Origin of the sequence: Limnohabitans sp. B9-3 (assembly GCF_002778325.1) — a bacterium.
Taxonomy (GTDB): Bacteria; Pseudomonadota; Gammaproteobacteria; order Burkholderiales; family Burkholderiaceae_C; genus Limnohabitans; species Limnohabitans kasalickyi.
Genome location: NZ_NESI01000007.1, coordinates 1 through 18,383, shown reverse-complemented (window position 1 = coordinate 18,383; position 18,383 = coordinate 1). Strand labels below are relative to the sequence as shown.

Sequence of the window (18,383 nt, the reverse complement as noted above, 5' to 3'; positions counted from 1 at the left end):
GGGTCACGACCGGCGCAAGGTTCTGCTTAACAAAATCACCGGCAGCAAGCCCACCAGCACCAGGGCCAATGAGGGCAAAGCAGCCTCCCCCAAGCGTTCGTCACGGGCCAGTTGGTAGGCCATGACGGCGAGGGTGTCCGTGTTGAAAGGGCGCAGCACCAAGGTGGCGGGCAGCTCTTTCATGACGTCTACCAATACCAACAAGGTGGCGGCTGCGACGGGTTTTTTCAGCAAAGGCCAATGCACGCGGCGCACCAGCGCTAAACCTGAGACACCCAGCATGCGCGCGCTGTCGTCCAAACTGGCGGGCACACGGGCGTAGCCGCTTTGCACCGACTGCAAGGCCACGGCGACAAAGCGCACCAAGTAGGCCCAGACCAAGCCCAGCACGGTCGCGGTCAGCCAAAACCCAACGCCCGAATTGGGCCACGTGGCTTGCACCCAACCCGTGGGCAGCAACAAGCCCACCACAATAACGGCACCTGGCACCGCGTAGCCTAGGCTGACCACCCAGCGGGCTTGGCGCGTGAGCCAATTGGGTTGCAAGCGCGCTTGCGCAGCCAGCAACAAAGCAGCCCCGACGGCTAGCAGCGCGGTGAACAAACCCAGCGACAAACTGGTGATGGACCATTGCGCAAAACGTGCCCAAGGCAGCGCCACATCGTCAGTGCCCAGCCACAAGGCGCGCAGCATGAACACAATGGGCAGCACAAAGCCACAAAGCACAGGCATCACACACAGAACCCAGGCGATAAAAGCCGAGAAACCTTTGAGCCGCAAGGGCTGCGATTCGCTGCTTTGCCGATCGGAACGCGCGCTGGAAAAACGCAAGCGCGATTGCGCCCGTTGTTCCGCCGCCAAGAGCACGACCACAACGATCAGCAGCAAGGTGGCCAATTGGGCTGAGGCGATACGGTTGTCCATCACCAACCACGCCTTGTAAATGCCAGCCGTGAAGGTTTGGATGCCAAAGTAGCTGGACACGCCAAAGTCTGCCAAGGTTTCCATCAAGGCCAGTGCGGTGCCCGCAGCAATGGCGGGTCTGGCCAAGGGAAGTGCCACCCGAACGATGCGCCGCGTCAGCGGGGCTCCGAGCAAACGGGCCGCTTCCATCAAGTGGTTGGCACGTTCAGACAAAGCGGTGCGGGCCAGCAAATACACATAGGGGTAGAGCGCAAGCGTGAACACACACGCAGCACCCCAGACATTGCGCACCTCAGGAACCACGCGGCCTTCCAAGCCAAACGTCGCACGAATGCCCGTTTGCAGCGGACCGCTGAATTGCAAAAAGTCGGTGTAAGCGTAGGCCACCACATAGGCGGGCATGGCCAATGGCAGCAACAAGGCCCACTCCAAACTGCGCCGCATGGGAAAGTCAAACAAGGTCACTGCAGCGGCCGACACCGTGCCCATGCTGATGACGCCCACACTGACCAACACGCACAGCAGCAAGGTGGTGCTGGCGTAATCGGGCAGCACGGTTTGCGCCATTTCTAACAAAATTTGCGCGGAGGCTGGATTCCATTGCAGCCAAGAGGCGAGCACGGTCAGCACGGGCAACGCCAGCAGCAAGGCCAGCAGCGGCAACAGCAACAGTGCTGCCCCCCTTCCTGTTCGGCGAAAAAAACCTTGTGTATCAAAAGCCATGCGGGATTGTAGGGAGGGGCTGGAAGGCCCTTCCCTACAATGCGTTTTATGTTTTTAGATGTTGCCCAACTACAGGTGAGTTACCCAGATCGCGCGCGTGCGTCGGTCGATGGGGTCACCTTTGCGTTGCATGCGGGTGAAATCGGTGTGTTGATTGGTCCCTCGGGATGCGGCAAAACCACCTTGTTGCGGGCGGTCGCGGGTTTGGAACACGTCAGTGCAGGGGAAATCCAACTCGCGCAACAGGTGGTCAGCAGCACCTCGCAGCATGTGGCGCCGGAGTCGCGACGCATTGGCATGGTGTTTCAAGATTACGCCCTGTTCCCCCATTTGTCGGTCTACGACAACGTGAGCTTTGGCTTGCACCACTTATCCCGCGCAACCCGTGAAGCCCGTGCGCGCGAGGTCTTGGCTTTGGTGGGTTTGGCCAGCAGTGCGACTCGCTTTCCGCACGAGTTGTCCGGAGGCCAGCAGCAGCGTGTCGCGCTGGCGCGGGCCTTGGCCCCGCAGCCTCAACTTTTGTTACTGGACGAGCCCTTTTCTAATTTGGATGTCGAACTGCGCGAGCGCTTGGTGCTCGAAGTGCGCGCCATTTTGAAAGAAGCACAAACCACCGCCCTGTTGGTCACCCACGACCAGATGGAAGCCTTTGCCATTGGCGACGTCATTGGCGTGATGTCCGAAGGGCGCTTGCACCAATGGGACGACGCCTACACGCTTTACCACCGCCCTGCGACAAGGTTCGTGGCGGAGTTCATTGGCCACGGCGTTTTCACGCCAGCCACCTTGAGTGAAGAAAACGGCCAAGTTGTGGTGCACACGGCGGTGGGTGACCTCACCGATGTGTCCGAGTGCCCTTTGCCTTGTACCTTCGCTTCCGGCGAGTGTGATGTGTTGTTGCGCGCCGATGACATCGTGCATGACGACCATGCCCCTGTGAAGGCTGAAATCATTCGCAAAGCGTTTCGTGGGTCAGAGTTCTTGTACACCCTGCGCTTGAAAACTGGCGAAACGGTGATGGCCCATGTGCCCAGCCACCATGACCATACCGTCGGCGAGTGGATTGGCATTCGTGCCGAGGTGGACCATGTGGTGACCTTCAACCGCATTTGCCAGATCAATGGCCAAGACTTGTGCAGCATGCCCTGTGCTGAAAAGTCCGCCACCCAACCTATTCGTTTGATGGAGCGACCATGAGCTTGACTTTGTACTTTGCCCCTGGCGCTTGTTCGTTTGTGCCGCATTGCATGCTGGAAGCCAGCGGCGCTGCCTATGAGCCGACCCTGGTCAAGCTGCACAAGGGGGAGCAATACGACGCCGCCTACAAGGCCATCAACCCACGCAGCCAAGTGCCTGTGTTGGTGGACGAGGGGCAAGCCGTCACGCAGGTCGTGGCGATTTGTATGTATTTGGACAGCAAGTTTCCGCAGATGGGCTTCTTGCCCGCCGCTGGTCTGGCGCGTGCCAAAGCGCTCGAAGCGTTTGTATGGATGAACAACACCGTTCACACGACGTTCATGCATGTGTTCTTGCCCAACAAATTTAGCGCGTCAGTCGACGTGCAGGCGGACATCAAGGCCTTTGCGGTGGAAACCTACCGTGGTCTCCTGGTCGAGTTGCAAACCTTGGTGACCGACGCCCAAGCGCATGGCGATGCGTGGTTGTCAGGTGCCCAGTTCGGTCCGCTTGACGCCTATGCGCTGACTTTGACCCGTTGGGGCAGCATGTCTGGCATCAACCCTGAGGGCTACTCCGCCCTGTGGGCGTTTGTGCAGCAAGTGGCGTCACATCCGCCCGTTCAGCGCGTGATGGAGCGGGAGCGCTTGCAGCTGAATTTGTTCAAGGCCTAAAGCAGGGCGTTAGAAAAGCGCACCGTGAAGCGCGCACCCGGCATGGGTTTGCCTGGTGCTGCGTCTTCCAGCACGACCGTAGCGTCGTGCTGGTGCGCAATTTCCATCACGATGGGTAAGCCCAAGCCTGAGCCTTCCGCGCCCGTGCCCAAGGCGCGGTAAAACGGCTGAAACACCAAATCACGCTCGGTTTGGGGAATGCCCGGGCCTGAATCTTCCACCTGCAACACCGCGACTTTGCCAAAGCGGTCGCTTAGCAAACGCACGGTGATGACGCCGGGTTGCTCAGCCGTGGACGGGGTGTAGTTGATGGCGTTGTCGACCAAGTTGCGCACCAATTCTTTGAGCAACGTGGCGTTGCCGTTGACACGCACGCCCGTGCTTGCCGCGTCCACGCCTTCGTAGCCGAGGTCGATGTGTTTGTCCATGGCGCGTGGCAGCGAGTCTTGAATCACGTCGCTCACCAGCGTCACCAAATTGCAGGGGCTGCGGGCAATGTGGGTGCTGCCGCTTTCGGCGCGGGCCAGTGACAGCAGCTGGTTCACCGTGTGCGTGGCGCGCACGCTGGCCAAGCCAATCAACTTCAGCGATTGCTTTAATTCATCGGCGCTGGCCCCTTGGCGTTGCGCTAAGTCCGCCTGCATGCGCAAGCCAGCGAGCGGGGTTTTGAGCTGGTGCGCGGCATCGGCCAAAAAGCGCTTTTGGGTGGCGATGGATTCTTTCAGCCGCGTGAGCAAATCGTTGATGGAGGCCACCAGCGGCGCGACTTCGAGGGGCACCGAGTGGTCATCCAGCGGGCTCAAGTCATCGGGTTTGCGCAGGCGAATGCGCTCTTCCAACAAGTTCAGCGGTTGAATGCCCCGGGCCAAAGCCAGCCACACCAGCAACACCGCCAGCGGCAAGATGACGAACTGCGGCAGCATCACGCCTTTGATAATTTCGGTGGCCAACACCGATCGTTTTTCCAGCGTTTCGCCCACTTGCACCAGCACCGGTTTGGCCCCGGGTGTGACCACGCTCACCCAGGTGTAGGCCACGCGAATTTCGGAACCGCGCATTTCGTCGTCGCGCAACAGCACTTCGCCGGGTAGGGGTTTGAGCTCGTCGGGGGGCAAGGGAAAGTCGCGTTCGCCACTGATAAATTCACCTTTGGTGCCCACCACTTGGTAGTAAATCAAGTCGGCTTCGTCAGCCCGCAAAATTTCTCGGGCGGGCAGTGGCAGGTTGAAGACCATGCGCTGTTGGTCGCTTTTGACCAGCTGAGCCAAGGCCTGCACGTTGTATTCCAGGCCGCGGTCAAAGGGGCGACCGGCGATGTTTTGCGCCACCAGCCAGGTCAGGGCCAAGCTCACCGGCCACAGCAGCAGCAGCGGGGTCAGCATCCAATCCAGAATTTCGCCAAACAGTGAGCGCTGTTCGCGCTGAAAAAGCTTCACCATGGCGAATTAGGCGTGTTGAACTCGTAGGGCGATTAGCCTGGGATTTTTTCGAGGCAATAGCCCAAGCCGCGCACGGTGGCGATGGGGATGGGGCCTTTCTCGATCTTCTTGCGCAGGCGATGGATGTACACCTCAATGGCGTTGTTGCTCACCTCTTCGCCCCACTCGCACAAGCGCTCGACCAATTGGTCTTTGCTGACCAATCGGCCTGCGCGCTGCAACAGCACTTCGAGCAAACCCAGTTCGCGGGCCGACAACTCAACCATCTTGCCGTCGATGGTGGCAACACGGCCGGTTTGGTCGTAAATCAGCGGGCCGTGCTTGATGGACGAGCTGGTGCCGCCCATGCCGCGACGTGTGAGGGCGCGCACGCGGGCTTCGAGCTCTTGCAACGAAAAGGGCTTGGCCATGTAGTCGTCCGCGCCGTAGTCCAAGCCTTTGACGCGCTCTTCCACACCGTCGGCAGCAGTCAAGATCAACACGGGGATGGCAGAGCCACGCGAGCGCAAACGCTTGAGCACCTCTAAGCCATGCATTTTGGGAAGGCCAAGGTCCAAGATGAGCAGGTCGAACTCATCGGTGGTCATCAAGGCAGCATCCGCTTCGGTGCCACTGGCCACATGGTCAGCCGCAGCGCCTGAGGCGCGCAGGGTTCGCAGCAGGCCATCGGCCAAGACCAAGTCGTCTTCAGCGATCAAAATGCGCATGATGTGTCTCCAACTTTGTTCGTATTTTTAGGGGAATTAGGCCGTTGATTCTAGGTCCGCGTACGCGCCTGCATAGGCCTCTAACCCTAAGCTGACCACGGTGGCCACGTCGCCCCCCACCTCTTGCCGGAACTCGACTTCGGCCTGCGCGACTGCGCGCTCAAAGGCACTTAGCCAAACCAAGCCTGTTTCGGTGAACACAATGCGCCGCGCGCGGGCATCTTGCGGGTCGGGCGTGCGCTGCACCAAGCCCCAGGCCTCGCACTGTGTCACCAAGTCGCCCATGGCCTGCTTGGTCATGCCCGCACTCACCGCCAACTCGCTCAAGCGTGAGCCTTGCAAGCTCAAGTGGCGTGTGATGTGAATGTGCGCGGCGCTCACTTGCGCGCGTGCGGCGAGGTTGGACAGGGCCAGTGGCACGTCATCGTTGTTCGCCATCAAATGCAACACGCGTGCGTCGAACCGCCGCATGGCGTGGCCCAGCAGCCGGCCGAGGTGGGTTTGACGCCAGTCTTGGGGGTGAGAAAAAGCGGGTTGAATAGCCATTTCTATATAGTAAGGCAAACTGACTTTAAAAAGTCTTTTTCTGTTTTGACTTTGCGTTAAAGTACTGGTCAAGCATCCAGCTGTTGAAGTAAACAGTGGCTGGATCAACCCCTTTATGTGCCACCTCAACGGAGATTTTCATGAACGCTAAAACCCAAGCCCCCGACAGCGAAAAAGCCAAAGCCCTGCAAGCCGCCTTGGCGCAGATTGAAAAACAATTCGGCAAGGGCACCATCATGCGCTTGGGCGAAGGCGAAGTGATCGACGACATCCAAGTGGTGTCCACGGGCTCGCTGGGTTTGGACATCGCTTTGGGCGTCGGCGGCTTGCCCCGCGGCCGCGTGATTGAAATCTACGGCCCGGAGTCATCGGGCAAAACCACCCTCACCTTGCAAGTCATTGCCGAGATGCAAAAACAAGGCGGCACCTGCGCGTTTGTGGATGCCGAGCACGCTTTGGATTCGCAATACGCCCAAAAACTTGGCGTGAATTTGCAAGAGTTGCTGATCAGCCAGCCTGATACCGGTGAACAGGCTTTGGAAGTGGTTGACAGCTTGGTGCGTTCCGGCGCAGTTGACTTGGTTGTGATCGACTCGGTGGCAGCCCTCACCCCCAAGGCTGAACTCGAAGGCGACATGGGCGATTCATTGCCCGGCCTGCAAGCCCGTTTGATGAGCCAAGCGCTGCGCAAATTGACGGCTTCCATCAAGAAGACCAACTGCACGGTGATCTTCATCAACCAAATTCGTATGAAGATTGGCGTGATGTTTGGTTCGCCTGAGACCACTACGGGCGGTAACGCGCTCAAGTTCTACGCCTCGGTGCGTTTGGACATCCGTCGCACCGGCACCATCAAAAAGGGTGAAGAGGCGATTGGTAACGAAACCAAAGTCAAAGTGGTGAAAAACAAAGTGGCGCCCCCGTTCAAAACCGCCGAGTTCGACATTTTGTTTGGTGAGGGCATCAGCCGCCACGGCGAAATCATCGACATGGGCGTGAACGCCAAGGTGATCGAGAAGTCGGGCGCTTGGTATGCCTACAACGGCGAAAAGATCGGCCAAGGCCGCGACAACGCCCGTGAGTTCTTGCGTGAGAACCCCGAGTTGTCGTTCGAGATCGAAAACAAAGTGCGCGACTCGTTGGGCATTCCTTTGCTGGCCGGTGGTGTGGACGCCCCAGCGGGTAAAGAAGAAAAAGCCCCCAAGGCAGCGAAGGCACCCAAAGAGGCCAAAGGCGCTGATGCCGATGGCGTGGTGGCTTAAGACGTCACAGTCCGAGAGGTAGTTCCGTGAGCAGCGACTTCGCAACCGATGACGGCGAGGAACCCAAGGCCCAAAAGGCCAAAGGTTTTCAAATTTCGCTCAAAGGGCGAGCGCTGCGCTTGCTGTCCATGCGTGAGCACTCGCGCCAAGAACTGGAGCGCAAGCTGAGAGCGTTTGAAGAAACGCCCGGCGAGTTGGCGCAAGCGCTGGATTTTTTAGCGGCCAAAGACTTCATCAACGAACAACGGGTGGTGGAGTCGGTGGTCAACCGACGCCAGCTCAAGCTCGGTGCATCCCGGGTGCGTCAAGAGTTGCAAGCCAAGGGGCTGCCTGCAGAGGCCATCTCCGAAGCTGTGCAAGCGATGCGCAGCACCGAGCTTGAGCGCGCGCGTGAGGTCTGGCGCAAGAAATTTGGCGAGCCGCCTGAAGATCAGGCAGCCCGCGCCAAGCAGATACGTTTTTTGGTGAGCCGAGGTTTTGCGCCTGAGGTCGTGCGCAAAGTGGTTGCGGGCGCAGAAGACTTCTAGCAACAAGAAGTCAGCGCTGTGGGTGCATGTGCACGCAGCGCTGATGCCCATGCAAAGCGCTGCGTTAAACGCCCAGCATCAACTGCAAGTTTTGCACCGCAGCCCCGCTGGCGCCTTTGCCCAAGTTGTCCAAACGTGCGATGAGCACGGCATGGCGATGGGCTTCGTTCGCGAACACGCGAATCTCTAATCTGTTGGTGTCGTTCAACGCGGTGGCGTCGAGCTTGCCGTTGTCGGTGGCGGGTTGCACGCTGACCCAGCTGTCTGGGTGGTTGCCGTAATGCGCAGCCAACGCGTCATGCAAATCGGCGGCTTTGGGTTGGCCGGGCAGCAAATCGAGGTGCAGAGGCAATTGCACCAACATACCTTGGCGGAAATTACTCACGGCGGGCACAAACAACGGACGACGCGTCAAGCCCGTGTTGGCCATGATTTCTGGAATGTGCTTGTGCTCCAAACCTAAAGCGTAGGCCTCAAACAAGGGCGCTTTGCCCGCTTCGTAGTCTTCAATCATGGTGCGGCCACCGCCTGAGTAACCACTGACGGAGGGTAGCGAGACAGGGAAGTCGACAGGGATCAAACCCGCTTGAACCAAGGGGCGCAGCAAGGCTATGGCACCGGTGGCGTAGCAACCGGGATTGGCCACGCGTTGGGCTTGGGCCACGGCCTCGCGCTGGCCAGCGGCCAATTCTGGAAACCCATACACCCAGCCGGGGGCCACGCGGTGCGCGGTGGAGGCGTCGATGATTTTGGGTTGCTTGCCCGACAGGCTGTTGATCATGGCCACCGATTCGCGGGCTGCGTCGTCGTGCAGGCACAAGATCACCAAGTCCACCTGCGCCATCAGGTCGCGTTTGGCTTGTGGGTCTTTGCGCAGCGCGGGGTCAATGCTGACCACCTCGATGCTGGGCATGTGTGCCAAACGGTCGCGAATTTGCAGTCCGGTGGTGCCGGCTTCGCCGTCAATGAAAACTTTGGCCATGGTTTGTCTAAGTCAAATGGAAATGAAATGGAAATCTGAGGGTGGTCGTAAGCCTGCCCGAAGGTTGACGCACCGCAGCATGATACATTTCTGAGGGCTTAGACCTAACATAAATCTATCGATTCTTAAGAGAGATCTCATGAAGATTCACGAGTACCAAGGCAAGGAAATCTTGCGTCAATTCGGTGTGCCAGTACCCCGCGGCATCCCAGCATTCACGGTTCAAGAAGCGGTCGAAGCCGCTCAAAAATTGGGCGGACCTGTTTGGGTCGTGAAAGCCCAAATTCACGCGGGTGGTCGCGGTAAAGGCGGCGGCGTGAAGGTGGCTAAAACCATCGACGACGTCAAGCGTTTGGCCGAAGAGATCTTGGGCATGCAGCTCAAGACGCATCAGACCGGCCCTGAAGGTCAAAAAGTGCGACGCCTCTACATCGAAGACGGCGCCGACATCAACAAAGAATATTACGTGTCCATCGTCACTGACCGCGCCAGCCAAAAGCTCGCGTTCATCGCTTCGAGCGAAGGCGGCATGGACATCGAAGAAGTGGCACACAGCACCCCTGAAAAAATCATCACCGAGTTCATCGACCCGTTGACCGGTTTGGGCGATGCACAAGCCAAGAAGATTGCAGACGCCATCGGCATGCCTGCAGACTCCACCGCTCAAGCCGTGGACATCTTCAAGAAGCTCTACCAGTGCTACATGGAAACTGACGCCTCTTTGGTGGAAATCAACCCACTGAACCGCGACAGCAAAGGCAACGTGATGGCTTTGGACGCGAAGTTCAACTTCGATGCCAACGCTTTGTTCCGTCACCCAGAAATCGTGGCTTACCGCGATTTGGACGAAGAAGATCCTGCTGAAGTGGAAGCTTCTAAGTTTGACTTGGCCTACATCTCCTTGGACGGCAACATTGGTTGCTTGGTCAACGGTGCTGGCTTGGCCATGGCCACCATGGACACCATCAAGTTGTTCGGCGGCGAGCCCGCCAACTTCTTGGACGTGGGCGGCGGCGCGACAGCCGAGAAAGTCACTGAAGCTTTCAAGATCATGTTGGCGAACAAAAATGTCAAAGGCATTTTGGTCAACATCTTCGGCGGCATCATGAAGTGCGACACCATCGCAACTGGCGTGATCACCGCTTGCCGTGCAGTGAACCTGTCCGTGCCACTGGTGGTGCGCATGAAGGGCACCAACGACGAGCTGGGCAAGAAAATGTTGGCTGACTCCGGTCTGCCCATCATCTCCGCCGACACCATGGCCGAAGCCGCAACGCAAATCGTTGCGGCAGTGAAGTGATTAGGAATTAAAAATGTCTATCTACATCAACAAAGACACCAAGGTCATCACCCAAGGTATCACCGGCAAAACCGGCCAATTTCACACTGAAAAGTGCATCGAATACGCAAACGGCAAAAACTGTTTTGTGGCTGGCGTAAACCCCAAGAAAGCTGGAGAGTCCATCTTCGGCGTGCCAATTTTCTCGACGGTCAAAGACGCTGCCAAAGAAACTGGCGCGACGGTTTCGGTGATCTACGTGCCCCCAGCAGGCGCAGCTGCAGCCATTTGGGAAGCCGTTGAAGCCGACCTCGACATGGCCATCTGTATCACCGAAGGCATTCCCGTCCGTGACATGCTTGAAGTCCGTAACAAGATGAAAGCCAAAGAAGCCGCCGGCGGCAAGCGCACCTTGTTGCTCGGCCCCAACTGCCCGGGTTTGATCACGCCTGACGAAATCAAGATCGGCATCATGCCTGGTCACATCCACCGCAAAGGCCGCATCGGCGTGGTGTCCCGTTCGGGCACTTTGACCTATGAAGCCGTGGCGATGTTGACCGAAGTGGGTCTGGGCCAGTCCAGCGCCGTCGGTATCGGTGGCGACCCGATCAACGGTTTGAAGCACATCGAAGTGATGCAAGCTTTCAACGACGATCCAGACACCGACGCCGTCATCATGATCGGTGAAATCGGCGGTCCAGACGAAGCCGAAGCCGCCATGTGGTGCAAGGCCAACATGAAGAAGCCCGTTGTGGGCTTCATCGCCGGTGTGACTGCCCCTCCCGGCAAGCGCATGGGCCATGCAGGTGCTTTGATTTCTGGTGGCGCCGACACGGCAGATGCCAAGTTGGCCATCATGGAAGAGTGCGGCTTCATCGTCACACGCAACCCTTCTGAATTGGGCAAATTGCTCAAAGCACAGTTGAAGTAAGCGATTGCTGCGTCCGCAGTCATAGCAACGGGCCCGCTTTGTCGGGCCCGTTACAATTTGCGGCTGCCTGAAATACCCATTCAGTTTGGGTCATACCTCTACAAAACAAAAACGGAACTCTTATGGACTTTTTGCAAAGCTTTCAAAACCCAGAATTTGTGGTGGGTTTGCTGAAAATTATCTGGATCAACATTCTTTTATCGGGCGATAACGCCGTGGTGATCGCTTTGGCGGCGCGTGGTTTGCCCCCGCACCAACAAAAGCAAGCCATCATGATTGGTTCCGGCGCTGCCGTGGCCCTGCGCATTGGTTTGACCATCGTGGCCGCTTGGTTGCTTGAATTGCAAGGTTTACAGGTCATTGGTGGCATTTTGTTGCTCTGGATTGGTACACAGCTGTTGGCTGGTGAAGACGAGCATGAAGGCGAAGCCAAAGAAAATTCCAGCATGATGACGGCTGTTCGCACCATTTTGATTGCCGATCTGGTGATGAGTTTGGACAACGTGATCGGTGTGGCAGCGGCAGCCAAAGGCGACCAAGTGCTGTTGATCATCGGCTTGGCGATCAGTATTCCTTTGGTGGTGTTTGGCAGTTCCATGATGATCAAATTGATGGAGCGTTTCCCCGTCATCATCACGGCCGGTGCGGCGTTGATCGGCTGGGTGGGTGGTGAGACCGTGGCCAGCGACGTGTTGCTGCGTGACTTCTCTGCAGCCAACCCTTGGTTTCATATGGCCAGCGCAGCTGCAGGCGCTGCATTTGTCATCGGCTGGGGCCGTTACATGGACTCGCGCAAGGCTCACTCAGAGTCAACGGACGCTTAAACGCTTCGACCGGGTGTAGGCCTTCAGTCGGCCTCTGCCTTGAAACAAGAGCGAGCGGTGAGTTTCACCGCTCGCTTTTTTTTGAACTCGAACCCGTGCGTTTGGTGCAAAACGGCTGCCTAGAATCCAAGGCGATGTCGCATTCCTCTCATTTTTAGGATAAACACCATGCACCCGAAACGACAACTTGGCTTCACCCTGATTGAGCTCATGATCGTGGTGGCCATCATCGGCATCTTGGCTTCTGTGGCGTTGCCCGCTTACCAAGATTACACCGTGCGTGCCCGTGTGAGTGAGGGTTTGGGGTTGGCGTCCGCGGCTAAAAACACGGTGTTGGACGTGGCCAACAGCGGTAATGCCAATGCCACCACTGGCTACAAGGCGGATTACGCATGGGACGGCGCCACCAAAAGTGTGAGCAAAATCGACATCAGTGCCAACACCGGCGCTATCACGATCACCACCACTGAGGCTGCGGGCGGTGGAACCTTGGTGCTGGTGCCCTACACCAAGTCGGGTGAAACAGTGTCTGCCTTGCCCACGCCCAGCGCGACGGGTGTGTTGATCAAGGGCGTGATTCAGTGGAAATGCTTGGCCAAAGGCGCCACCAAGTTTGCGGACACCACCGTGGGCACAGACGCCTTGGAATCCAAGTTCGCGCCCAGCGACTGCAAGTGATGCAGGCACGCGCATCACGCGCGTGTACTGCTGGCAAATCGTCTCGTGGTTGGCTAGAGGAAAATGCATCGCATGCCTTCCTTTGAAAAATGCGCCGCTACTGCGCGCAATGTCTTGCTGTTGCTGAGCTTGACTTTGCCGTGGCTGAACCCTTTCACCAGCACCCCATCAACCGCGGTTGTTCCGCTGTTGTTGAGCTGGATGTTGAGCGCATGTGCGTTGTTGCTGGTGGTGGATTTGCCGAGTACGTCTGCGACGCCTTCACCACGCGGGTGGGCATTGGCCGGCGGTGTGTGGCTAGCTGCACTGCTTGCCTCAGTGCTATCAGTGCCCGAGGTGGTTGATACCGCTTTGACGGTGGGTTTGTTGGCCACGCTGGTCACGGTGTGGGCGATGACGGCTGTTGGCCGGCGGGTGGCTGTGCAAAGCAACGAATTGCTTCCTTGGGTGGTCGCTGCGTGGTTACTCGCAGCGGCGGTCAGCAGCTTGCTCGGTGTTTTGCAATACCTCGACTTGTCGCGTGACTTGGCCCCTTGGGTGAATCAACCCATGCGTGGTGATGCCTTTGGTAATTTGCGCCAACGCAACCAGTACGCCAGTTTGACCAGCATCGGTTTGGTGACCCTTTTGGCGTGGGTGGCGGGGCGTCCTGCGACCACCGTTTCACAACAGAGCCTTTGGGGCATGGCATGGCCTTGGATGTTGCTCAATGTGTTGGCGGCTGGTGTTGCATGTTCTTTGTCGCGCACTGGCGCTGTGCAGTGGGTTCTGGTGGGCCTGCTGGCTGCGTTGTGGGCGTGGCGGCCAATGTCTGCCATGAAGCCGCGCCAAACACAGTTGTTTTGCATGGCATTGGCTGCGCCATTTTTGGTGGCCTTGTGGTCTGTTTGGATGCCTATGTTGGCCCAGCAGATCACCGGCAGCCAAGGTGCCAGCATGATTTTGCGGGTGGCGGGGCAAGTCCAAGATTACGGCATGTGCGCGAGCCGGCGTGTCTTGTGGTCCAACATGTTCAACTTGGTCTTGCAACGCCCGTGGCTGGGGTGGGGCTGGGGCGAGGCCGATTTGGCACATTTCATGACAGTTTATTCAGGCGCCCGTTTTTGTGATTTGCTGGACAACGCGCACGACTTGCCCTTGCATGTGGCCGTCGAATTTGGGCTACCTTTTGCGGTCCTATCCGTTCTCTTAGGCTTGGCTTGGGTCTTTCGTCGCCAACCTTGGCGCGAGACGAATGCATGGCGTGTGATGGGCTGGGGCGTGCTCTTGGTGGTGGGTCTGCACAGTTTGTTGGAATACCCCCTGTGGTACGGTCCCTTTCAAATGGCCGTGGGTTTGGGTTTGGGTTTGGTGTGGGCCTGTCCGTCACGTCAAGTGGAGAACGACGACTTGGTTGATGACAACAACCCGCCGATGGTTGGTGCGCCTGCTGCATCGCCGCCAACACAGTTTCAGCAAAACATGCCACTGGTCGTGTGCAGCCTTCTCTTTTTGGGCTGCCTCTATGCCGCCTGGGATTACAACCGCGTGGCACAAATCTACCGACCCGCCGCGTCCCGCGATGCCCCGTATCGCGACAACCCGATGGGCCACGCCAAGCAGTCGTGGCTGTTTCGCAACCAAGCCGACTTTGCCGACCTCACCACCCGCACTCTTACGGCTGAGAATGCCGCCGATACTTATGCGCTGGCTTTGCGCGTGATGCATTACTCACCAGAAGCTCGGGTGGTACAAAAGGCGATAGACAGTGCGAAGTTGTTGGGGTTGACCGACGACGTTGTGAAATTGACGGATCAACTTGACGCCGGTCGAAAAGCAGCGTTATGAGAGCGTATGAGTGCTCTCACCACATCACCTAAGCTTTGGATGCCCGCGCTTCCTGGAGCGCTAATAACTTGAGGTACTTGTAGTAAGTGCTCTCGGCGTTGTAGATCGCCAACATGAAGCCGTAACGGCCATCCAGAAATCCGGCTCTAAAAATATATGTACGCACAAAAGCCCAAATACCGTGTGAGATCGCCTTGCTGAAACTGCCGCGCACCCCTTTCGCGTCAAGGTCTTTCGCATTGCCAGAGGCATATCGATTGAGCTTTTCCAACACATCGTCTAAATCGCGGTAGCTGTAATGGATCAAACTCTCATTTAAATCAGCTTTGGTGCCATCGACCGTCATGTGTGCGTGCAGAAAATGATGCGTGAAACCCGCTTTTTCACGCTTGACCAACCGCAAGGTGTAGTCGGGACGCCAACCCCCGTGATGGATGAACGTCCCGCATAAGCTAGACAGTCGGGGTAGACGAAAGCCATCGGCTTTTGCCTCTTGAATGGCTTGCAAAATTTCAGCTTGAAGCGCTGGGCTGATACGTTCATCGGCATCTAGGGACAACACCCAATCCGATGTCGCCAAACCAATCCCGCGAGATTGTTGAGGCCCATAGCCGGGCCAATCGGTGGCCACCACTTGTGCGCCTGCGCTTGTGGCGACTTCGGCAGTGCCGTCTGTACTACCTGAATCTAAAACGATCACTTCATCGGCGAATGCTGCGGATTTGACGCAGTCGCCAATGTTGTGCGCTTCGTTTTTGGCGGCGATGATGATGCTGAGAGTGGGCATATGGCGATGGCTTGTTGAAAATCCAAGAGGTGGGTTAAGTTGCTAGGTATTCACCCCGCCACATAACTCCCCGACTTCCCCCCATGCTTCTCCAGCAGCTTCACATCGGTCATCGTCATGCCGCGGTCCACCGCTTTGCACATATCGTAAATAGTCAGTAGCGCCACTTGCACAGCGGTCAGTGCTTCCATCTCGACGCCGGTTTGTCCAACGGTTTCCACCGTGGCTGTGCAGTGCACGCTGTGGGTTGATGCGACTTGATTTTGCTCTTTACCCCTATTTTCTGCAGGTTAGTGGAGCAATTTGGAGCAGGTTCATTCCTACCCTTCCGTAGATGCTATCACTTTCAGCACGATATTTTGAAATCTTGATTCTGTGTTTGCCGTTTGCTTTCAGAGCCATCAAGACTAGGTGCCAGTCAGCACAGCTTGCTACCTAGTACCAGAGTAGGGCTCCACCAACGGAGTTGTTAGTAGCTCCATAGCATGCGCTGGAGTAAAACCACACGCTGTAACGTAATCTACGAACAGCCATACATCCACAAACTTAACCGCTCGCTCCAGCTTAGAGATTTGGGATTGCTCTAGGTTCATCTTGTGTGCTAGCTGAACTTGTGTGAGTCCTGCATCAAGCCTTAGCTGCTTTAGGCAATTTCTTAGCTGTACGTGCCTAGAGCTGTGAATGGATAGAGACATGCTCGAATGCTCTATTCACATCTAGAATATGCGAAATATGACTATTTGTGGTAACCTACAAAACTTATAACATTTACATATAAACTTGCGGACATGAAATTCAAAAACACCATCGCTTCTTTTGCCGTCGTTCTAACTACTTTTTCTACAGCAGCCAATGCTGACACATGGGTCGCAATCGGTAAAGGTCCGAAATCTGAGGGTGGAGGAACTAGTCTTGCGATTGGCTTTAAAGGAACAAGCAATTGGGGTTTTGCGTTGGGTGGTGTTTTCAACTCCGAATACAGCAGCTCTGATGTGCTGAACTATCCAGTTCCTCATACAAATTACACGTTACTTGGTGAAAAGCGCGTCGATAACAGCCTCGGTTTTGATGCCTTGTACTTCTTTGATGCCAGCGAAACTGTAAAACCGTACGTCGGTCTTGGACTTTATACAAATAACAAGAAAACACTTGCACGCTCAAACTCAACTGGTTGGATTTACACCCAGAATGATTCTTCTGGTGTAGTTGCAAGTGGCGAAGTTGGCCTTCAAGCAAAGACATCTTCTGGTTTGGTTTTCGGTATTGGATTCCACAGCGTTCGTGGAGCAAACCTCAGCATAGGCAAGCAATTTTGATTACCTATGAGTCCCTTCGTTGACTTGTAAATTTGGAAAATTTATGAAAACTTTTATTCGGTTATTTCTTTTTACAATTTCTCTGACTTTAACTGGTTGCGCATCAATGCAGCCAATGAAAGACCGAAATGGAAATCCGGTTCCGTTCGAAGTAGACCACCAATGTAAGGCGACGTGTGGATTTTATGACCCGCGTGGCGGAATAATGGGGCCTGCAATGTGCATGGCTGATTGCTTGCGCGCTAAAGGGTATTGAGAATTAATTGGTACCAATGGGAAAATGTAACCCTATGGTTTTGTACTAATGAAATAACCGAATATGAACAAATTTACAGTGTTATTTGCGGTAATTGTTTTGTTGACTGGTTGTGCTGCAGGGCCTCGAACAGTTGATTTGTCTGAATCATTCAATAAGACAAACCCCTTGAGAATAGAAGAGAGAAAAAGAATAAGCGCATATAAGATACTGCACAAGTCAGAGAGTTCTTCTGCTCAATCAAGTGGCGTATTCTCAACTTCGTACAACGGGATAGGCACGGCGATAAAAACAAAAGAAACAGTCGAAGAGGATTTGACAAATTTTATAAATAAAAGTTTCGAAATTGACGTAACTTCGGATAAGGTTTTAATCATAACCATCCTAAAGGCAGACTCTTATTGGGTATTAGATACATTAGAAAAACTACCGTTTGTCGGTCTTCTCACAGTTGCAGCAGACCGAGAATTTGGTTTAAATTTACGTATCCGTTTTGAAATAGAACAAACTGGTAAGGTTATTAATTCATATGTAGTAGATGAAAAGGTAACAGTAAAAGGCTCGGCAGCAACTGATGCAGCAATGAAAGACACATACAAGAAATTAATATCAGAATACAGAACTACGTTTTTCCCTGATTTAGAAAAGAATTTCGTGCTAAGGTATTTTTAATCTTCCGAGTAGGTAAGTTGGGTCATGCGTAATTGGCTGTGAAAGTCAAAACAGCTAAAAGGATGTTGAAACGTCTTATGGCATTGAGATGCCGCTAGCGATTACCTTCCTGACGCTTTAAACGGCCCATAGAGCACATCGATTGTTACTGGTGGTCTTGGCAACAAAACCTATGTTGAAGCGTTCTGTGGTGTTTTCGACGCTGGTTTTTACGATGGTTATAAGCACTATCCATCAATAAATTAAGTCTTAATCTGTCAGCATAATGCACATAAATGTGGTCTGGCTGAAGGGCCTTTAGGCAAGTAAGACAGAGGCACAACTCTTTAGATAGCTATGTTTACAACGGTCAGCATGTACGTCTTTACCAATCTCTTTGCCTTCTTGTTTGTTTGTGTAAATTTTCATAAGTTCTGCTGAAGTTAGTCCTGCGGTCGCTTATACGTATTAGCCTGCTTGGTCTGTTGGTTTATTTTTTAAACCTATTAATCTAATGGACTGAAATAAACAACTTAACAGCAATATTTAAAAGTTTACTCCAAATATGGGGTTAATTTTTGGAGGTAAAAGCAACAAACCCACTAACCATGCGGGTTTCCAGAGGGTTGTCTTATAAGTAATAGATGTATTAACCAGAGTCGAAAACCTACGGCTTACGCACCTTTTAGAAATTCATCAAGAAGAGCTCTCGTGTCTGCAGGGATGATGCATAAGTTCATAGGTTTGGAGGGTGTCCCGAATTTTGTGTAAACGGAGCGAGTGTTAATTCGTCGGCATCCTTCCCTCAAACTGGATCGTAAATCGGTTCAGCACGGGCTTCCAGTTTTGCACCGGCATCGTCCACTTCTTGGCG

The 18,383-nt window shown here is 55.1% G+C and carries 18 protein-coding genes and 1 pseudogene; 11 read left to right on the top strand and 8 right to left on the bottom strand.

Annotation, left to right across the window (positions count from 1 at the left end):
- Positions 1–3 precede the first annotated feature (3 nt).
- The gene (locus B9Z42_RS11425; protein ID WP_100133530.1) at positions 4–1,647 is read right to left on the bottom strand and encodes an iron ABC transporter permease; all 1,644 of its coding nucleotides are present in this window, start codon (positions 1,645–1,647) and stop codon (positions 4–6) included.
- Positions 1,648–1,695: 48 nt separating this feature from the next.
- Between B9Z42_RS11425 and B9Z42_RS11420 the strand changes: the two genes are divergently transcribed.
- Both B9Z42_RS11420 and B9Z42_RS11415 read left to right on the top strand, forming a co-directional pair.
- Positions 1,696–2,844, top strand: a complete 1,149-nt coding sequence (locus B9Z42_RS11420) for an ABC transporter ATP-binding protein (RefSeq protein ID WP_100133675.1) — start codon at positions 1,696–1,698, stop codon at positions 2,842–2,844.
- On the top strand, positions 2,841–3,497 hold the full coding sequence (locus tag B9Z42_RS11415) for a glutathione S-transferase family protein (RefSeq protein WP_100133529.1): 657 nt from the start codon (positions 2,841–2,843) through the stop codon (positions 3,495–3,497). The genes B9Z42_RS11420 and B9Z42_RS11415 overlap by 4 nt, the downstream gene beginning before the upstream one ends.
- On the opposite strand, the gene B9Z42_RS11410 is transcribed toward B9Z42_RS11415, so the two are convergent.
- From B9Z42_RS11410 to B9Z42_RS11400, 3 genes are read right to left on the bottom strand one after another with little or no spacing between them, the layout of a single operon-like run.
- Positions 3,494–4,933: a sensor histidine kinase gene (locus B9Z42_RS11410; protein ID WP_100133674.1), complete on the bottom strand. Its 1,440-nt coding sequence runs from the start codon at positions 4,931–4,933 to the stop codon at positions 3,494–3,496. The genes B9Z42_RS11415 and B9Z42_RS11410 overlap by 4 nt on opposite strands.
- Before the next feature lie 35 nt (positions 4,934–4,968).
- Complete coding sequence (locus B9Z42_RS11405) at positions 4,969–5,643, bottom strand: response regulator transcription factor (RefSeq protein ID WP_100133528.1); 675 nt, start codon at positions 5,641–5,643, stop codon at positions 4,969–4,971.
- 36 nt (positions 5,644–5,679) lie between these two features.
- The gene (locus B9Z42_RS11400) at positions 5,680–6,189 is read right to left on the bottom strand and encodes a MarR family winged helix-turn-helix transcriptional regulator (protein WP_100133527.1); all 510 of its coding nucleotides are present in this window, start codon (positions 6,187–6,189) and stop codon (positions 5,680–5,682) included.
- Positions 6,190–6,329: 140 nt separating this feature from the next.
- On the opposite strand from B9Z42_RS11400, the gene recA reads away from it, so the two are divergent.
- A complete protein-coding gene (recA, locus tag B9Z42_RS11395) occupies positions 6,330–7,451 on the top strand; it encodes a recombinase RecA (protein ID WP_100133526.1) in 1,122 nt (373 codons plus the stop codon).
- A 92-nt stretch (positions 7,452–7,543) separates the two neighbouring features.
- Positions 7,544–7,978 carry a recombination regulator RecX gene (gene recX / locus B9Z42_RS11390; RefSeq protein ID WP_369806872.1) on the top strand — a complete coding sequence of 145 codons (435 nt, stop codon included), beginning with the start codon at positions 7,544–7,546 and terminating at the stop codon, positions 7,976–7,978.
- 64 nt (positions 7,979–8,042) lie between these two features.
- Here recX and argC read toward each other — a convergent pair whose 3' ends face one another.
- Positions 8,043–8,960, bottom strand: coding sequence for an N-acetyl-gamma-glutamyl-phosphate reductase (argC, locus tag B9Z42_RS11385; protein WP_100133525.1), 918 nt, complete (start codon positions 8,958–8,960; stop codon positions 8,043–8,045).
- A 139-nt stretch (positions 8,961–9,099) separates the two neighbouring features.
- Here argC and sucC point away from each other — a divergent pair, with 139 nt between their 5' ends.
- From sucC to B9Z42_RS11360, 5 genes are all read left to right on the top strand, one after another.
- Positions 9,100–10,260: an ADP-forming succinate--CoA ligase subunit beta gene (gene sucC, locus B9Z42_RS11380; protein ID WP_100133524.1), complete on the top strand. Its 1,161-nt coding sequence runs from the start codon at positions 9,100–9,102 to the stop codon at positions 10,258–10,260.
- A gap of 13 nt (positions 10,261–10,273) precedes the next feature.
- Positions 10,274–11,170 carry a succinate--CoA ligase subunit alpha gene (gene sucD, locus B9Z42_RS11375; RefSeq protein ID WP_100133523.1) on the top strand — a complete coding sequence of 299 codons (897 nt, stop codon included), beginning with the start codon at positions 10,274–10,276 and terminating at the stop codon, positions 11,168–11,170.
- Between the two features lie 122 nt (positions 11,171–11,292).
- The gene (locus B9Z42_RS11370) at positions 11,293–11,994 is read left to right on the top strand and encodes a TerC family protein (protein WP_100133522.1); all 702 of its coding nucleotides are present in this window, start codon (positions 11,293–11,295) and stop codon (positions 11,992–11,994) included.
- Between the two features lie 168 nt (positions 11,995–12,162).
- Complete coding sequence (locus B9Z42_RS11365) at positions 12,163–12,672, top strand: pilin (protein WP_100133521.1); 510 nt, start codon at positions 12,163–12,165, stop codon at positions 12,670–12,672.
- 72 nt (positions 12,673–12,744) lie between these two features.
- The gene (locus B9Z42_RS11360) at positions 12,745–14,499 is read left to right on the top strand and encodes a PglL family O-oligosaccharyltransferase (RefSeq protein ID WP_158235946.1); all 1,755 of its coding nucleotides are present in this window, start codon (positions 12,745–12,747) and stop codon (positions 14,497–14,499) included.
- 28 nt (positions 14,500–14,527) lie between these two features.
- Here B9Z42_RS11360 and B9Z42_RS11355 read toward each other — a convergent pair whose 3' ends face one another.
- From B9Z42_RS11355 to B9Z42_RS11345, 3 genes and pseudogenes are all read right to left on the bottom strand, one after another.
- Positions 14,528–15,286 carry a glycosyltransferase family 2 protein gene (locus tag B9Z42_RS11355; RefSeq protein ID WP_100133519.1) on the bottom strand — a complete coding sequence of 253 codons (759 nt, stop codon included), beginning with the start codon at positions 15,284–15,286 and terminating at the stop codon, positions 14,528–14,530.
- A gap of 50 nt (positions 15,287–15,336) precedes the next feature.
- A pseudogene (locus tag B9Z42_RS11350) lies at positions 15,337–15,528 on the bottom strand (cyclic pyranopterin monophosphate synthase MoaC); the annotation flags it as partial.
- Between the two features lie 189 nt (positions 15,529–15,717).
- Positions 15,718–15,981, bottom strand: coding sequence for a helix-turn-helix transcriptional regulator (locus tag B9Z42_RS11345; protein ID WP_100133518.1), 264 nt, complete (start codon positions 15,979–15,981; stop codon positions 15,718–15,720).
- 93 nt (positions 15,982–16,074) lie between these two features.
- Between B9Z42_RS11345 and B9Z42_RS16135 the strand changes: the two genes are divergently transcribed.
- Positions 16,075–16,602 (top strand): opacity family porin, encoded by a 528-nt coding sequence (locus B9Z42_RS16135; RefSeq protein WP_143474080.1) that lies wholly within the window; start codon positions 16,075–16,077, stop codon positions 16,600–16,602.
- A gap of 319 nt (positions 16,603–16,921) precedes the next feature.
- Positions 16,922–17,530: a hypothetical protein gene (locus B9Z42_RS11340; RefSeq protein WP_100133517.1), complete on the top strand. Its 609-nt coding sequence runs from the start codon at positions 16,922–16,924 to the stop codon at positions 17,528–17,530.
- The last annotated feature ends 853 nt before the right edge of the window (positions 17,531–18,383 follow it).

Excerpts from the sequence above, each read along its gene's own strand:
- B9Z42_RS11425 (WP_100133530.1), bottom strand. The coding sequence starts at position 1,647 with ATGGCTTTTGATACACAAGGTTTTTTTCGCCGAACAGGAAGGGGGGCA.
- B9Z42_RS11420 (WP_100133675.1), top strand. The coding sequence starts at position 1,696 with ATGTTTTTAGATGTTGCCCAACTACAGGTGAGTTACCCAGATCGCGCG.
- B9Z42_RS11415 (WP_100133529.1), top strand. The coding sequence starts at position 2,841 with ATGAGCTTGACTTTGTACTTTGCCCCTGGCGCTTGTTCGTTTGTGCCG.
- B9Z42_RS11405 (WP_100133528.1), bottom strand. The coding sequence starts at position 5,643 with ATGCGCATTTTGATCGCTGAAGACGACTTGGTCTTGGCCGATGGCCTG.
- B9Z42_RS11400 (WP_100133527.1), bottom strand. The coding sequence starts at position 6,189 with ATGGCTATTCAACCCGCTTTTTCTCACCCCCAAGACTGGCGTCAAACC.
- recA (WP_100133526.1), top strand. The coding sequence starts at position 6,330 with ATGAACGCTAAAACCCAAGCCCCCGACAGCGAAAAAGCCAAAGCCCTG.
- argC (WP_100133525.1), bottom strand. The coding sequence starts at position 8,960 with ATGGCCAAAGTTTTCATTGACGGCGAAGCCGGCACCACCGGACTGCAA.
- sucC (WP_100133524.1), top strand. The coding sequence starts at position 9,100 with ATGAAGATTCACGAGTACCAAGGCAAGGAAATCTTGCGTCAATTCGGT.
- sucD (WP_100133523.1), top strand. The coding sequence starts at position 10,274 with ATGTCTATCTACATCAACAAAGACACCAAGGTCATCACCCAAGGTATC.
- B9Z42_RS11370 (WP_100133522.1), top strand. The coding sequence starts at position 11,293 with ATGGACTTTTTGCAAAGCTTTCAAAACCCAGAATTTGTGGTGGGTTTG.
- B9Z42_RS11365 (WP_100133521.1), top strand. The coding sequence starts at position 12,163 with ATGCACCCGAAACGACAACTTGGCTTCACCCTGATTGAGCTCATGATC.
- B9Z42_RS11360 (WP_158235946.1), top strand. The coding sequence starts at position 12,745 with ATGCCTTCCTTTGAAAAATGCGCCGCTACTGCGCGCAATGTCTTGCTG.
- B9Z42_RS11355 (WP_100133519.1), bottom strand. The coding sequence starts at position 15,286 with ATGCCCACTCTCAGCATCATCATCGCCGCCAAAAACGAAGCGCACAAC.
- B9Z42_RS11345 (WP_100133518.1), bottom strand. The coding sequence starts at position 15,981 with ATGTCTCTATCCATTCACAGCTCTAGGCACGTACAGCTAAGAAATTGC.
- B9Z42_RS16135 (WP_143474080.1), top strand. The coding sequence starts at position 16,075 with ATGAAATTCAAAAACACCATCGCTTCTTTTGCCGTCGTTCTAACTACT.
- B9Z42_RS11340 (WP_100133517.1), top strand. The coding sequence starts at position 16,922 with ATGAACAAATTTACAGTGTTATTTGCGGTAATTGTTTTGTTGACTGGT.